Origin of the sequence: Marinifaba aquimaris (genome assembly GCF_013328345.1) — a bacterium.
GTDB lineage: Bacteria > Pseudomonadota > Gammaproteobacteria > Enterobacterales > Alteromonadaceae > Marinifaba > Marinifaba aquimaris.
Window position 1 is genome coordinate 32,292 of record NZ_JABULX010000020.1, and the last position, 12,449, is coordinate 44,740.

14 protein-coding genes and 4 tRNA genes are annotated in these 12,449 nt (G+C 38.1%); 11 read left to right on the forward strand and 7 right to left on the reverse strand.

Annotation, left to right across the window (positions count from 1 at the left end; genetic code table 11):
- Positions 1–36: 36 nt before the first annotated feature.
- Positions 37–336: a DUF1244 domain-containing protein gene (locus tag HR060_RS12760; protein ID WP_174200684.1), complete on the reverse strand. Its 300-nt coding sequence runs from the start codon at positions 334–336 to the stop codon at positions 37–39.
- A gap of 82 nt (positions 337–418) precedes the next feature.
- Positions 419–1,315, reverse strand: coding sequence for a hypothetical protein (locus HR060_RS12765; RefSeq protein WP_174200685.1), 897 nt, complete (start codon positions 1,313–1,315; stop codon positions 419–421).
- 543 nt (positions 1,316–1,858) lie between these two features.
- On the opposite strand from HR060_RS12765, the gene HR060_RS12770 reads away from it, so the two are divergent.
- The 3 genes from HR060_RS12770 (at position 1,859) to HR060_RS12780 (ending at position 3,395) form a co-directional block, all read left to right on the forward strand.
- Entirely contained in the window at positions 1,859–2,098 is a 240-nt protein-coding gene (locus HR060_RS12770; RefSeq protein WP_174200686.1) for a hypothetical protein, read from the forward strand.
- A gap of 45 nt (positions 2,099–2,143) precedes the next feature.
- On the forward strand, positions 2,144–2,452 hold the full coding sequence (locus HR060_RS12775; RefSeq protein ID WP_174200687.1) for a hypothetical protein: 309 nt from the start codon (positions 2,144–2,146) through the stop codon (positions 2,450–2,452).
- A 154-nt stretch (positions 2,453–2,606) separates the two neighbouring features.
- Positions 2,607–3,395, forward strand: coding sequence for an ion transporter (locus HR060_RS12780; protein WP_174200688.1), 789 nt, complete (start codon positions 2,607–2,609; stop codon positions 3,393–3,395).
- Between the two features lie 44 nt (positions 3,396–3,439).
- Here the strand turns inward: HR060_RS12780 and HR060_RS12785 are convergent, their stop codons facing one another.
- On the reverse strand, positions 3,440–3,847 hold the full coding sequence (locus tag HR060_RS12785) for a hypothetical protein (RefSeq protein WP_174200689.1): 408 nt from the start codon (positions 3,845–3,847) through the stop codon (positions 3,440–3,442).
- A 189-nt stretch (positions 3,848–4,036) separates the two neighbouring features.
- Between HR060_RS12785 and HR060_RS12790 the strand changes: the two genes are divergently transcribed.
- Positions 4,037–4,213: a hypothetical protein gene (locus HR060_RS12790; protein ID WP_174200691.1), complete on the forward strand. Its 177-nt coding sequence runs from the start codon at positions 4,037–4,039 to the stop codon at positions 4,211–4,213.
- Positions 4,188–5,435, forward strand: a complete 1,248-nt coding sequence (locus tag HR060_RS12795) for a hypothetical protein (RefSeq protein WP_174200692.1) — start codon at positions 4,188–4,190, stop codon at positions 5,433–5,435. The genes HR060_RS12790 and HR060_RS12795 overlap by 26 nt, the downstream gene beginning before the upstream one ends.
- A gap of 60 nt (positions 5,436–5,495) precedes the next feature.
- On the opposite strand, the gene HR060_RS12800 is transcribed toward HR060_RS12795, so the two are convergent.
- The 4 genes from HR060_RS12800 to HR060_RS12815 all read right to left on the reverse strand — a co-directional run bounded on the left by HR060_RS12800 (position 5,496) and on the right by HR060_RS12815 (position 5,862).
- Positions 5,496–5,572: transfer RNA gene (locus tag HR060_RS12800), tRNA-Asp, on the reverse strand.
- A gap of 21 nt (positions 5,573–5,593) precedes the next feature.
- A tRNA-Asp gene (locus HR060_RS12805) sits at positions 5,594–5,670 on the reverse strand.
- 21 nt (positions 5,671–5,691) lie between these two features.
- Positions 5,692–5,768 (reverse strand) — tRNA-Asp (locus HR060_RS12810).
- Between the two features lie 17 nt (positions 5,769–5,785).
- Positions 5,786–5,862: transfer RNA gene (locus HR060_RS12815), tRNA-Asp, on the reverse strand.
- A gap of 427 nt (positions 5,863–6,289) precedes the next feature.
- Between HR060_RS12815 and HR060_RS12820 the strand changes: the two genes are divergently transcribed.
- The 6 genes from HR060_RS12820 (at position 6,290) to HR060_RS12845 (ending at position 12,235) form a co-directional block, all read left to right on the forward strand.
- Positions 6,290–7,156: a patatin-like phospholipase family protein gene (locus HR060_RS12820; protein WP_217434927.1), complete on the forward strand. Its 867-nt coding sequence runs from the start codon at positions 6,290–6,292 to the stop codon at positions 7,154–7,156.
- A gap of 23 nt (positions 7,157–7,179) precedes the next feature.
- Positions 7,180–8,076 carry a PEP-CTERM/exosortase system-associated acyltransferase gene (locus HR060_RS12825; protein WP_246283163.1) on the forward strand — a complete coding sequence of 299 codons (897 nt, stop codon included), beginning with the start codon at positions 7,180–7,182 and terminating at the stop codon, positions 8,074–8,076.
- Positions 8,077–8,082: 6 nt separating this feature from the next.
- Positions 8,083–8,862 carry an ElyC/SanA/YdcF family protein gene (locus tag HR060_RS12830; protein ID WP_174200693.1) on the forward strand — a complete coding sequence of 260 codons (780 nt, stop codon included), beginning with the start codon at positions 8,083–8,085 and terminating at the stop codon, positions 8,860–8,862.
- Positions 8,863–8,874: 12 nt separating this feature from the next.
- The gene (locus tag HR060_RS12835) at positions 8,875–9,774 is read left to right on the forward strand and encodes a ThiF family adenylyltransferase (RefSeq protein WP_174200695.1); all 900 of its coding nucleotides are present in this window, start codon (positions 8,875–8,877) and stop codon (positions 9,772–9,774) included.
- 226 nt (positions 9,775–10,000) lie between these two features.
- Positions 10,001–10,870 carry a PEP-CTERM sorting domain-containing protein gene (locus HR060_RS12840; protein WP_174200696.1) on the forward strand — a complete coding sequence of 290 codons (870 nt, stop codon included), beginning with the start codon at positions 10,001–10,003 and terminating at the stop codon, positions 10,868–10,870.
- Positions 10,871–11,368: 498 nt separating this feature from the next.
- A complete protein-coding gene (locus HR060_RS12845) occupies positions 11,369–12,235 on the forward strand; it encodes a PEP-CTERM sorting domain-containing protein (RefSeq protein WP_174200698.1) in 867 nt (288 codons plus the stop codon).
- Positions 12,236–12,449 lie beyond the last annotated feature (214 nt).

Below are 12,449 nucleotides of genomic sequence, written 5' to 3' on the forward strand. Positions count from 1 at the left end.
GCCATATTGATTGAAAATACGGCCTGAAAGTACGCGCTATTTCTTTGCTTGCTGCTTTGCTTCAAAAACGGCTAATTGTTCTGCTGTAGCTGGCAACTGATGTTTATCTTTCCATTCTGAATAAGGCATGCCATAGATAGCTTCCCTAGCTTGATCATAATCTAATTCCTCTCCCCTATCTTCAGCAGCCTTCATATACCACTTTGCTAAACAATTGCGACAAAAATCCGCGATGTTCATCAGTTCGATATTTTGCACAGATTTTTTTTCGTCTAAGTGTTGTAATAAGCGTCTAAAAGCAGCCGCTTCGATATCTGTTTGCGTTTGTTTATCCATAATGCCCTGAGTAAATTAATTAGATTTAAATTTTGCGAACATATTAACGATAAAAAATCAGAAGGAAAACGAAAAAGCAGGTTTATTGGGCAAGCTGAGCTCTCGCTCTCACCATATCATTAAGCACAGGCCAGCTTTGAGTATCTGGGTGATAAAAGCCGCATTCAACATAGGCACGTTTAATACGCCCTTGCGCCCTCATTAATCGAAAACCTTTTTGAATAGCTTTGTGAATATTTTCACTATCTGGAAATGCTTTACTAACGGCATAGTGCCTTGAATCATGAAGAGCAACACGAATATCTCTAATGGGTACGAGTGTTTGACCAAAGAAGTCAATTTTCATATCAGGGCTGGCTTCAAAAGGTGCCAGTGTAATATCCGCTTGCATCTTTGACACTTTCCCAACAATATCAACCCAGCTCCTCGACTCGACAACTCGATTAAAGCCGAGCACCTTAACTGTTCGCCAGTCGACAAACCAATACCGAGTACTGGTAATAGAAAGCGCTAAGATCTCATCCAAGGTTTTTGCTTTGAGCGCATCACGATTATAAGGACTAGTATAAATACCGACTAAAAAATCATTTTTATTGATAATAGGATCTGTGATCAAGTAGCTGCTTTTGTCTTTATTCAAATCTGACAACCATGAGGGTGTCCCCATTAAAGCAACTCTACCCGATGCTAACTTTTGCAAGCCGTGGCTGTAGTTTTGAACAGGAAACCATTTAACGGTATGTTCGTATCCGCCAAACCAAATTGCCTGCTGAATAAGCACTCGTTCAACAATATCGCGCCTTGCGTATTGGCCACCATAAAAATCAATATCGTAAACATCGCGCCCAGCGATAAACTTTACATAAGCTTTTTGTTCGTGTTTGTAAATAGAAAAAGGAATTTCAGGTAAGGTTTTACTTGACGCAGCGGTAGGCCATACAAAACACAAAAAAACTACAAATGTGATGATAGTGCGCATAACAGTCCAGTTGGTAAGCTTACCTATTAAAAGGTCGTTTAAGCCTGCTGGCCAACTCAACCTCGCTTAAAGGGTAAATGAAGACTCAGCACAGCTTAGCTAAAAATACGTTCGAAAAGCAAATTTAGTCATTAGCTAACAAAATCATTTATTCATAAAAGTGTAATTATTATCGCCCTACCGAATAAAAAACACACTAAAAACTAATAAAGCTAAAACAATATTGCTCATCAAACTGTTTTTTCTAGTGTAAATGTAACAAAGCTTTTAAGGAGCACATTCACATAACTTAATTTTAGAAACACTTGTGAAAAGAACCAATAAACGCAGATAAAGAATAGTTTTTAGACCAGCTTTAAAAGCGCCAAAAATTCACAGATAGGAAATTAGCTTCAATTTTCAAAGATACAAATTAGCTACATTTGGCGTAATAAAGCCCAATTTACCCGAACATAAATTTACATTACACCACATAAGTTTGGACAAGAAATACGCTTGCAGATAGCTAAAGTGCCTTCCATGTTTTGTGCTCAAGGTAGAAAGATGAAAAAGGTTACATGTGGGTTAGTAACGCTTTTATTAACACTCACCTTAGGTGTGGAAGCAAAGATAAGCAATCAATCATTCCAACAGTTTGTTAAGAAAAATCAATCTTACGCTGAACTTTTTCATCGTGTTAAACAGCCAATATTTAAGCAAAAGCCGCCTTATCAAAGCGAAATAAAGTTGGGCAGCCCGCTTACAAAAAATGCTTCGCGGCATGGTAAGCACAAAAAGACTTAAAACAGAAACATTTAAACGATTTACATATATAACCAGGAGTACACTATGAAAACTTTAATCACAGCTATCGCTTTAATGGTATCGACAACAGCCTTCGCAGAAGAACAAATTACTCGCGTTATCGACCTAAAGAGTAAAAATGCGAATTACGCAGCATTATTTACTAAGTTCGATACCGTACTGGTAAAAAGTACGATTGCGAATAAACAAGTAAAGTGTTCAGTTAAAGCGATCTCAAACGGCAACGCTGTTGAATCTCAACAAAAGCAAGTGTCACAATCTAAATTTGAACGCAAGCCACTTGCCGCATGCTTGAATCCAAGCCAAGTTGGAGCTCTAGTCGATAAAGCTTAAGCAGTTAACATAAGTGCCCGCACCTTAAATGGGGACAAGCTATTTAAGGTGCATATTCTAATACCTTTTACTCAAATTAAAGACATAATATGACTTGAAATTCTCTTACTTGCCCGCATTTAGCGAGGATAAGTAAAAAATATTCAATCTCCATATGTCATTTAATCAACGCCTTAAACACTTTGTTGAATGCCAAATCTTTCAACGATTTTTAATCAGTGTCATTCTCTTTAATGCCATTACTCTTGGCTTAGAAACCACGCAATTTGGTAAAGATAACGCCAGTGTGTTGCACGTACTCGATACCATCATTTTGTGGATCTTCACAATTGAACTTTTTCTTAAACTCTACGTTTACCGCAGCCAATTTTTCAAATCAGGTTGGAACTGGTTTGATTTAATTATCGTGACTATTTCTTGGGCGCCAACAAGCGGCGCACTATCAGTACTGAGGGCATTCAGGATATTAAGGGTGTTAAGACTATTTTCAGTCGTACCACAAATGCGTCGAGTCATCGGCGCACTAGGTCACTCACTGCCCGGTATGGCATCCGTTGTCGGTGTACTAGGTGTTATTTTCTATGTTTGTGCCGTATTAGCGACTAAACTTTTTGGTACCCACCCCGATCCGAACATGCAAGAATGGTTTGGTAGTATCGGTGCCTCTGCTTACACTTTATTCCAAGTGATGACATTGGAAAGCTGGTCAATGGGTATTGTTAGACCCACTATGGAACTCTTTCCTGAATCTTGGATATTCTTTGTACCGTTTATAATCATCACTAGCTTCGCTGTATTAAACCTCTTTATCGGTATTATTGTCGATGCGATGCAAATCATGCATGAAGAAGAAGCCAAACCGGAACAAACGGCTGCAACAAAAGAGGATATTAAGCAGCTAGAAGAAAAAATAGAGCAATTACTAAAGCAGCAAAATAGGTAGCAATGACAGGATGAAGGTTAATGTAAACCTTCATCCTATTTAAATCAGATAAAAAGCAAGCTAATGATAATTAAAGGGGCATAAGGGTAAGCGACCGTTGGCTTTAATGCACTTTTAACATATTCCAATACCAAGCCAATTGTGGATGCACGATTTTCCGCAAAGTGGGTATTGAACTGAAAAGCATGTGCAGAATCATCACCAGCTTTGATAGCCGCTTCAATAGTAGAAAGCCTTTGCTCTATTCTTGCCTGGAAGGTTTTCCAAATAGCATCCTGTCCCCATAATATGGCCAAAACAGCACAACATAAAAAAATCGACGCAGAAGAAGCATAAAGGGCAATCACAGAGCAGATTGCAACTAACTTAATAATTAAAGATAGTTTTTCATATTCATCAAATTGCTTTTGCTGCAACAGCCATTCGTTATTTAGTCCTTTGGTATTTTCCATGGTTTAGTCCTTCGTCTTCTTATTTTCTAGCTCAGTATTGTAACCCTTATCTCGTTGAAATATAGCGACTAAATTACCAGATTAAGGTATTTGTCAAAATTGGTAACGCAACGTAAATAAAGGTTAAGTTAATTTCCGACAATCGAATGAAAGATTAAGTTAGCTCCTTTAAACAAAAGGACGCTAATAATGAATAAAACCATCATTTCATCATGCATTTCCCTGTCTTGCCTAGGTCTAATCGCCTGCAACGATGAAAAATCAGAGCTAGTACTAGAACCTGAGAAAAAAATAGAACTTAATATCAATTTTGCCGAACAGAATGATTGGCAGGCTATTTTTGCTGACTACCCCCGTCGGGGTTGAAGAAGAATGGCTAATTGAAGGAACGCCCTATCAAGACTTACAACATGTCGATGGTACAACCCAAACCGGATTCAAATTACAAGCTATAAATGGCAGTGATGACATCAAAATGTTCATCAAAGGCCAAGTATCCAATTTAAAGCCCAACACTTGGTATCAAGTAAATTATGATCTTGAATTAGCGAGTAACATAGCTGAGTTTGGCTGCTCAGGTATAGGTGGAAGCCCTTCCTCACTCTATGTCAAATTTTCAGCAAGTACTAACGAACCATTAAGCAATATTGATAACTTAAATGGCTCGCAAGATTATTACTATATGAACCTGGATATGGGGCAACAAAACAATCGTGGTCAAGATGCTATCTTACTCGGTGATATAGGTATAAGTGAATTAGAAAGCTGTGATTCTGGGTCTGAAATTTATGCCACTAAATCGTTTAATTCGACTGACAACAACTTTTATGTACAAACCGATTATATGGGAAATGCTTGGGTAAGTTTTGGCACAGATTCGGGTTATGAGGGCTTTAGTCGAGTTTATTTCACAAATACAACATTAACATTTGAGGAAGTAGAACCACAAAGTCAATATGCAGTGAGTTATGACTTCAGCGATAAGAATACTTATTTTTCAACTATTTCATTCGATCATCCAGATGATGTTGAATCTGATTGGCAGATCTACTCCCAAGCTAATTCTCCTTACCTGTTAACAACACAAGAATGGCGTAATGGTTTGACGCTTTCTTTTATTAACCACTCTGATGATACAGGCATGTTAGCGATGACTCAGCTTCTCGGTCTCAAATCAAATACCACTTATAACAGTAATTTTGATTTGTCTTTTGCCACCAATATTGGCAAGGAGTGTTTTGGTATCGGTGGAGCACCAAATGCTGTAACAGTCAAAGCTGGTTTATCCAGAAGTAAACCGAGTAAAAGTCTTGATGACTTAAATCATTACCGACTCAATATCGATATGGGTAACCAAGCATCAGAAGGTCCAGATGCAATCAACTTAGGTAAAATTGGCTCGGATGAATTTGATTTTTGCGATCCAAGCCATCATGAGTTTGCATTAGTCAACCAGCAAGCAAGTAACTTTGAATTTACTACTGACGAAACGGGTCAAGCATGGTTTTATTTTGCATTTGATTCAGGTTTTGAAGGATTAACGCAAGTAATAATCGATTCAGCGAGTATAGATTTAGAAGAAAAATAATAGGATAAGCTGTGACAATGGTTGCAGCTTTTACATTAATATACTGAGAAATAATAAGTATGGCGGAGTGGACGGGACTCGAACCCGCGACCCCCGGCGTGACAGGCCGGTATTCTAACCAACTGAACTACCACTCCGCACAGGGGAATGTATTTAAATGGCGGAGTGGACGGGACTCGAACCCGCGACCCCCGGCGTGACAGGCCGGTATTCTAACCAACTGAACTACCACTCCGCACAGGGGAATCAAGATGAATGGCGGAGTGGACGGGACTCGAACCCGCGACCCCCGGCGTGACAGGCCGGTATTCTAACCAACTGAACTACCACTCCGCACAGAATTGGTTGATTGGCGGAGTGGACGGGACTCGAACCCGCGACCCCCGGCGTGACAGGCCGGTATTCTAACCAACTGAACTACCACTCCAACTATGCTAATAAACTTCTGCGGAGGTCTCCTGCAGAAGCGGCGGCAATGTTAATGACTAGTGGTATATGAGTCAATAAAAAAATACTGTTTTTTTTCAAAAAAATGATATTTCTTTTACTTTGGCCAGATTAAAAACCAAGTTTGTACATAAAAAATTCAAATAAGAAGGCGCAATTAGCTTGATGGACAAAATTGGTGATTTTAATTAATAAGGGGAATAGATATAGCTAGAAGTTATAGCTCCTTAAGTTCAGCTAGAAAAGGAATATAAACTGCGTTATATTTTCGACCGCAAATGCACATAATCACAATGTCTAACTATAATTGAATATTGTTTTTGGAGTTTAATATTCCAAAAACAATTACCACGATGATAGTTATCAGGATGCGCCACCAATATTAATTTGAACTCAGGTATGGAAAATTGAATAGTCAAATAAACCTGGATGAAGGTGACATACAATCGGTAAAGATTGTACCTATTCTTTCAGGAGGGGGAACCCGTCTCACTACGCATATTGGTATATTAGCAGCCTTGAAAGAGTTGAAAATCGGCTTTGAGCACATTGTCGGTGTTTCAGGAGGCTCGATTGTTTCTTCATTATATTGTTCAGGGATGTCACTGGAAGAAATCAAAGAACTCGCTATCAATACTGACTTTCGAAAGTTAAGAACCTACTCTATCTACCGACTTTTAAAAGACGGTGGCCTGTGTTCAGGCGATAAGTTCGAAGCTTGGTTAGACAGCCACCTTAAAGGTGTAACATTTAAAGACCTCAAACATAGCTTACACATTGTCGCGACCGATGTTTCTGGTGGTGGCCCTGTTGTTTTTAATAAAAAAAACACACCTGATCTAAAGGTTTCAACTGCAGTTAGATTTTCTATGTCTATACCATTAATATTCAGTTTCAAACCTTATGAGGATCATTTGCTTGTCGATGGTGCTATACTCGCAGAAGATACACTATTCAAAGATTGGGCGGGTGATGGTACACCAGCAGTTTGCTTTAGATTGAAAAGCGAGCAAAAACCCAATAAAGAATTAAGAAGCAGCTGGTTTCCTCTTAAGCATTACATTTTCATGTTGATTAGAACCTTCATGAATGCCTTATCAAGAGAATATGTACATGCTAATCACTGGCACAATACAATAGTTATCGATACTGGAACTGCCTCTTCTGTCGATTTTGATATTTCAGCAGAAGAAAAAGAAGAATTATATAGAGCAGGATACCTAACGGTATTATCCTATTTACCTAAAAAACTGATTCAGCCAATATTTGGTTAGTTTAAAAGTCGTACTCGGAGAACATGATGAAAAAGTTAATGGCCAAAATACGTAAAGTTCCCGTTTTAAAACACGTTGCAGGCTCTGTTGCACGTCATGTTGCAAATAGTAAAGCTAAAAAAATCGCCGAGCACTTTGCTATATTCCTAGAGCCTATTGTTGCATTTGAGCCAAACGATAAATCAGAAGTATTTAAAATCAGACACAATGTTTATTGCACTGAGCTAGGCTTTGAAGAAGAGCGTCCTGATCAACAAGAAAAAGATCTATTTGATGATTACTCCATTCACTGTTTAATTCAGCACAAGTCTTCAAAAAAGTACGCAGGTACGATCCGCTTGATCACGCCTAAAAAAGAAGAAGAAGTACTGCCAATTGAAAAGTACTGTTTAAATGCAATATCGGATGATGAAGTTCATCCAAACGATTTTCCAAAAGAAACCGTTGCAGAAATATCACGTTTGGCTGTCCCATTAGAATTTAGAAAACGTAATGCCGATAAATTTGACGGTGCCAGTACAGGTGCTATCAACGAACAAACTTATTCAGAAGATGAATTGCGTTGCTTCCCTTTCATTGCTGTTGGTCTTTATATGTCGGTGGCTAACATTGCCTTTCATGAAAAGATTGAACATGTATTTGTTATGATGGAGCCGAGACTTGCGAGAAGTTTAGCCTTTGTAGGCATACAATTTAAGAAAATTGGTCCGACTGTTGAATACCACGGCAAACGCGCTCCCTACTATATTTCTCGCCAAATGCTTATCGACTCATTACCAGCGGGCTTTATCAGATTAATGAATAACATTAGCGGAAACATTGATCGACAGTTTGCAGCCAGAGAAGCCCTTGAGAATGAAAAAAGTTCAACATCCGATAACAAGCCATTAGATAAAACCAACTTGACACTAGCCTCATAGCTTAAAATGGGTGATATACTTTTTCAGCTAAAAAAGTTAATCGGAGTGCTCGTCACTCCCCTGCCTATATCTTTAGTATTTATCATTCTTGGTACCTTTTTTTTATGGCGACTGAAAAAAGTTAAAGGGATCATTTTCAGTACAATTGGTATTTTTATCTTAACGCTGACTTCCCTGCCTATTATAAGTACACATATCGTTAGGCCGTTTGAATTTAGTTACCCCAAACTCGATACGACTAAACTCAATAGTTCTCCCCCCAGCTTTATCATCGTACTGGGTTGTTGGCATAGTAGTGATCCTCTTTTGCCACTTGCTGCAAAATTACATCAATGCTCTTTGGTAAGAACGGTACAAGCAGTGCAATTTTGGTATCAATTCCCCAATAGCAAAGTGATCTTTTCAGGGTGGGAAGGAAAAGAAAATAGAAAGTCGCACCCACAAGTTAATGCTGATGTTGCAATAAGCTTAGGATTGCCAATTGAAAATATTATCTTAACTTCAGGTCATGCAGATACTGAAGATGAAGCAAATGCGATAAAGCACATTGTGAAAGATAAACAAGCAATATTAATTACATCTGCGAGCCATATACCCAGAGCGATAAAACTATTTAATCAGCAAGGTATATTTCCGCACCCCTCTCCTGCTGAATATGTATCAGGGCATGGAGACTTCAGTTATCAACTACTCATACCTAAAGCAAATGCTCTTTACCAAAGTGAAAGGGGCATTTACGAAATTTTGGGCAATACTTGGATAAAGCTAAAAACCATTTTTCAATAATAAGGATCCATTATGTTTAACTACGAGGAAGCATTCTCAAGAAACATTGGCTGGGTAACAAAAGAAGAGCAACAAAAGTTAAGAAATTCAAAAGTAGCCATAGGTGGTTTAGGTGGCGTTGGTGGTGACCATGCGACTGTTTGCGCTAGGTTAGGTATTGCGAACTTTAACATCTCAGATCTTGATGATTACGATGTCGCTAACTTCAACCGCCAAGCTGGTGCTTGCATGGATACGATTGGCAAACCAAAAGCCGATGTAATGGAAGATACCTTAAGAGGCATCAACCCAGAAGCCAACATTAAAAATTTCAAAGAAGGCATTAATGAAGAGAATTTAGAAGAATTTCTCGATGGCGTCGATATTTATATCGATAGCCTAGATATCTTTGCATTGGAAATTAGACGTAAAGTATTTAGACGCTGCTATGAAAAAGGTATTCCAACGATTACCGCAGCACCAATGGGAATGGGCACATCTATGCTAGTGTTTAAACCAGGCCAAATGACATTTGATGAATACTTTGCCATGGTAGATGAAAAACCAGGTATGTCTGATAGTGAGAAAGCCAACTTGTTTAATGACAACATCATTAGATTTGTTTGTGGTGTATCTCCCTCTGTTCAGCAAAGACATTATTTAGTGGATAGAGGCTCAATTAATTTCTTTGAGAAAAAAGTGCCTTCAACTTGTATGGGGATCTCACTAGCAGCAGGTGTACTTTGCACCAATGTACTCAAGCTATTGTTAAAAAGAGGGAATGTTATCCATGCCCCAAGAGGCATGCACTTTGATGCTTATCGAAACTGCCTGAAAAAGACTTGGCGCCCCTTCGGTAATAAAAACCCATTACAGTTATTTATGTTCTGGTACGTAAAAGATGCGTTAAAAAAAGCGTCTGAGCAAAGCTAAGTAACCACTAATCAATATCTGCACTAGTTAACAATAAAAACTGACTGTGAAACTTCCCTTCAAACTACAGTCAGTTTTTTTTACACAAACAAAGCCAATTAAATAAAAAACCAACAAAAACAAAAGCTTAAAAACTGGCACAGTATATGCTTTATATTGATCAGTAATTAAAGGCGCAACGCTTTAATTCAAAATATGGAAAACATAGAAATTTAGGAATTTAACGATGAAAAAGACATTATTATCTCTAGCTTTAGTAGGTTTATTCTCAGCATCAGCTAACGCTAGCCAAGTATACTTAGATGTAGGTTCAGATTTCGGTGGTAACGCTAACAAAGCTAACGGCGCTACAACTACAGGTTGGGTTGATGAGATACAATTCCAATACATCTCAAACTCAGTAATCGTTGATGAAGACGGTAGCTTCGACGGTTTAGATCCAGCATCAGTTATCTCAGCTGGTGACACTATCACTACAAACGGTGGTTTCATTGACGGCAACCCAGCTTCAGTTGCTAGCAATGGTATTTCTAGCTTCATCCCTGATGCAGTATTCGGTGGTCCAAGTGACAACGGTTTAGGTACTAAAGCTTGGGGCTTAACTTTCCAATTAACTGACTTAACTGGTACGTTCATTGACAACGACACGTTAGCATATACTTCTGGTACGATTGACATTTTCTACTGGGACAACACTATGACAATGACATCTGAATTTGTTGATGTTATGAGCTTAGAAGTTATCGGTGGTGGTCCAGACTTAACCGGTTCTTTAGTTAACACTCGCGTTGATAGCTTTGGTACAGGTCAAATTAACGGCGTTGATGTAGGTGATGTGTTCAACACTGCATACGGTTCTTTCGAAGACTACATCAACTCTGGTTTAGACATTGCTATCTACGGTATCTTAGACTTCAACGGTTCTAACCCAACTTTCGGTAACCCAGGTGTTAACCAAGACGGTAAATTAACTATCGAAGCATCTGCAAAACATGATGGTTCTTTAGAGTTCAGTGTTCCAGAGCCAACTAGCATGGCTATCTTAGGTTTAGGTTTATTAGGTTTAGCTGGCGCTGCTCGTCGTAAAAACGCTTAATCTAAATTTAAGTCTTATATAATAAAATACCCGCTTTTTGCGGGTATTTTTTTGCTCAAAATAAAGTCCCGCAAAACATCCCACTTAAGTTAAATAGTTTAATGTAAATAATAAAGCTAAAGCTTAATTAACTATTCAAAATAGTTAGTACCTGGGCATAGTGTGCTAAGTTTTGCCACATTATCTATTTCAGCTTTTGTATTTGAACCTTTGCTTATTAGCTACAAGTCAAGATGAATAAAATCATTAGAACTCTAAGTGCCCCGTTATCTCAATAATATAAAACCCTACTAGCAAGTATTCATACCAATAACGCTTTGTTTATATTTCAACAGTTTTACTAAAACTATCGTTAGCTTTTTTTACACCTCAAAATAAAACATCAAAAAAAACCATATAAATCATACAGATAAAAACTGGCACACTACATGCTTACTATAGATAGACCATTAATAATGAATTGCTTTAATTAAATACATTGAATTTAGGAGTTTAAAGATGAAAAAGACATTATTATCTCTAGCATTAGTAGGTTTATTCTCAGCTTCAGCTAACGCTAGTCAAGTATACTTAGATATTGGTGCAGACTTTGGTGGTAATTCAAACACTGCTGCCGGTGACAATACGACAGGCTGGATTGATGAAATTCAATTCCAATACGTTTCTAATTCTGTAATTGTAGACGAAGATGGTAGTTTCGACGCAATCGACCCTGCAACTTTCATTTCTGCAGGCGATACAATAACAACAACAGGTGGTTTTATCGATGGTGATTTAAGCTCTGTTGCAAGTAACGGAATAACAAGCTTTATTCCTGACTCGGTATTTGGTGGTCCAAGTGATAACGGTCTTGGTACAAAAGCTTGGGGTTTAACTTTCCAATTAAACAATTTAATTGGTTCATTCGTTGACGAAGATACTATTGCTTATAACTCAGGTTCAATTGATGTGTACTACTGGGAAAGCACAATGACTGCAACTACAGATTTCATCGAAGTGCTTACATTAGATGTTATCGGTGGCGGTCAAGACTTAACAGGTTCATTAGTTAACACTCGTGTTTCTAGCTTTGGTACTGACCAAATCAACGGCGTTGACGCAGGTGATGTATTCAATACTGAATTTGGTTCTTTTGAAGATTATATCAACTCAGGTTTAGACCTAGTAATTTACGGTATCTTAGACTTCAATGGTTCAAATGCTCAGTTCGGTGATTTCGGTGTTCAAGGCGGTAAAACCACTATCGAAGCATCTGCAGACCACGATGGTTCTTTAGAGTTCAGTGTTCCTGAACCAACTAGCATGGCTATCTTAGGCTTAGGCTTATTAGGTTTAGCTGGCGCAGCACGTCGTAAAAATGCTTAATAAACTTTAAGTAAAAAACTTTGAGAGATACCCGCTTTAAGCGGGTATTTTTTTATCTAGATTAAAGCTTTTTTGTTAATACTGAACCAATCTACCGCCTGAATAACACCCCAAAACAACGTTAGCTTTTTTTACACCTCATAATGAATACCAAAAAAAACTATAAAAATCAGTAAGATAAGAACTAGCACAATACATACCTACTATTGATAGA